Source organism: Flavobacterium sp. (assembly GCF_044369455.1).
In the GTDB taxonomy this organism is placed as follows: Bacteria; Bacteroidota; Bacteroidia; order Flavobacteriales; family Flavobacteriaceae; genus Flavobacterium.
This window is the reverse complement of the sequence record NZ_JBIPLW010000087.1, coordinates 1-2,866: the sequence shown is the minus strand read 5'-3', so window position 1 is coordinate 2,866 and position 2,866 is coordinate 1. Positions and strand designations below refer to the sequence as shown.

Sequence of the window (2,866 nt, the reverse complement as noted above, 5' to 3'; positions counted from 1 at the left end):
GAGTACAACAGTCGTGGCGAGATGATCAAGCAAACGTATCCAGACGGTTCGATCTCCGATCGAACGTACCACGCGACGGGAGCCTTGAACCAGCTCAAGCTGGATAACGCGACGGTCAGCACGCGAACGTACGACGCAGGCAGACGGTTGACGAGCGATGTCCTTGGAAACGGGATCACGGAAAGTCGCACGTATAGCAACGATAATTTATTGACAGCGATCAATTATTCGAATGCTTCCATTGGGAACTTGACGTATACTTGGGATACGAACAAGAACAAGAAATCGGAGTCGATCGGTGGCGTGATGAGCGGTTACGGATTCACAAACGCAGGTACAACGTATGACGACGAAGATCGTCTCACGGGCTACCAGCGTACCAATGGCGCACTCAGCCAATCGTGGAATCTAACCTCGGTCGGTGACTGGAACTCCGTTACCACCAATGGCACAGCTCAATCAAGAACCCACGGTCCAACGCACGAACTTCTCACCGCCGGTGGCCAAACCGTCAATACGGACGTCAAAGGGAACATCACCCTTTTACCAGCCGCTCTCTCCAGCCTCGCATCTACTGCTTTAGGCATGGCCTGGGATTTCGACAACAAGCTCAAGAGCGTGGATGTCGGCAACAACAGTTCGACGGACGTCGAGTACAAATACGATGCCTTGGGCCGTCGTGTCGCCAGAGTCGGTAGCAGTGGTTCATTCGTTTACGTTCAGAGCGATCAACAAACGATCGCAGACTATGGAGTAGGAGATGCTCCAAGTTCACCACTCTACCGATACGTTTATGCAAGCTATATTGACGAGCCAGTGGTTCGCAAGGGAGCAGGTACGGGCGGAACGATCCACTATTATCATCGCAACCAACAGTACTCGATCACGGCTGTAACCACATCTACGGGCGCCATAGCTGAACGCTATGCATACAGCGCCTACGGCGAGCCAACCATCTGCGGTGCCTCCGGCTCGCCACTCGCCGCTCAAGTCTCATCTCTTGGTAACCGTTACACGTACACAGGCCGCGAATGGGATGCGACCGTTGGGCTGCATCATTTTAGGGCGCGTTGGACGAGTTCGAAGACGGGGAGATTCCTCAGCAGGGATCCGATTGGATATTTTTCGATGGATTGGAATCTATCGAGATTTGTTTTCAACCAAGCCTTGGTTCAAGTTGATCCTAGTGGATTGAAGTGCACGACCTATGTTGTGATAACTCATGGACCAAATACATATCAGGGCGTTGACCATTTGCCAACATTCATCGGGGGGCTGAATCTTCTCAACCCAGAATTTGATAAATGCGACAAGGTAGCGCCCTTTTGTTGCTGGATGAGCGATGGCAAGAAAGTCTGCGTTAGTCATTACTCGCCAACAATACATGTTGTTCCTGAAAAATGGCCTCATGATAACAACAACCTGATCAATACAGCAGAGCAGAGTGGTTTTAATAAGTTGGTAGCCATGTTCAAAAGAGACATTCCGGCTGCTATGAGGGAGTGTTGCAACAAAGATTCGAAAAGGAAATGCGGATGCACAGAATGCTTCGTTGATTTCGTTTGCCACGATCATGGTCCAAATGGGGTACAGCCAGCTGTTGGATTGCCAGATCCTTTCATGCCTCCTAAAAACCCGTGCTTTAAGAAGTGGACATGGAGCTGTGCTCAGGATTTCTGGATAGATAGAGATAAACCAACGGACGTGGCTTACCCGAGACCGCCTGCAGCCCCAGGGACGAGATGAAAAATGGTTGCAATTTGTTCCGACTACATAAAAATCTATTGGAATTTTGCGTTGCGAATAGGGGTTCCATGCGTACTCATCATCGTCATCTTTGGGTCGCGTGGATTAAGTCAGACCGCATTGCAACAACCAGTAACAAGGGGTAGTTGCGATAGAAAGGCGGGCGAGGTATGTGTTCATTGCGGAGTTCATGCATTGAGAATGCGATGGTGTCCATCTTGGGAATATGTGATGGGTTCTCCTGAAAGCGAAAGCGATCGCTCCGAAATCGAAAAACAGGTGAAAGTTCGTTTGCGTGGTTTTTGGGTTGGTGAAACCGAAGTTACTCAGGAGCAATGGGAGTACGTGATGTCTACGCGTCCTTGGGTACAGTCTGCCCGCGAAATCGAATTGGGTGGAATACCCGTAGGGCCGCGTTTTCCCGCTCACACTGTCAGTTTCAATGACGCAGTTCTTTTCTGTAAAAAACTTACTGACCAGGAAAGATCATCCGGAAGGCTGTCAAGGGAATGCGAGTTTAGCCTTCCAACGGCTGCGCAATGGGAATATGCATGTCGAGCAAGCACTACGACAACTTTCAGTTTTGGTAACGATCGATCCAAGCTATCAGAGTATGCATCTGAGAGGGAGATCCTCCAACGTGTTGGAATGCTGAAGCCAAACAGCTGGGGGATATTCGACATGGAAGGAAATCTTGCCGAATGGTGTTTGGATTCGTATTCCTTTTCAGAGCCGATTCAGGGCGGCGTCGACCCAGTGTTTATCGATGAGGGGAATAAACTACACGTCCAAAAGGGAGGAGATTGGCTAGTGGGAGGGAATCGATGTCGCTGCGCGAATCGTGCGTATGGCGGCGAAGATGATCGCAATTTTTTGACTGGATTTCGAGTTGTACTTCAACAAGCCCGATAGTCTTTTATTGCTTACATTTCTCGAAAAGATTGCATTGTTGTATCAGTGGCGTTTGAATCAATTAACAGTTCATCTAAGAGAACAGAAGTGAGCATGAATGGCTGTTGGAAGCAGGCGTAGAGATCCTCGAAATTGTCTCAGCCATTGGATCGCATGGGATTAGCGTATTCCCTGCGTTTTCACCATAGAGTTTTTAAGCGTTTTCCAT

At 49.2% G+C, this 2,866-nt stretch carries 2 protein-coding genes; both read left to right on the top strand.

The window, feature by feature from the left end:
• Positions 1 to 1,746, top strand: a 1,746-nt coding sequence (locus ACIQ2L_RS14640) for an RHS repeat domain-containing protein (protein WP_396160151.1), incomplete at its 5' end; no start/stop codon positions are given.
• A gap of 3 nt (positions 1,747 to 1,749) precedes the next feature.
• Positions 1,750 to 2,658, top strand: a complete 909-nt coding sequence (locus tag ACIQ2L_RS14635; protein ID WP_396160149.1) for a formylglycine-generating enzyme family protein — start codon at positions 1,750 to 1,752, stop codon at positions 2,656 to 2,658.
• Positions 2,659 to 2,866 lie beyond the last annotated feature (208 nt).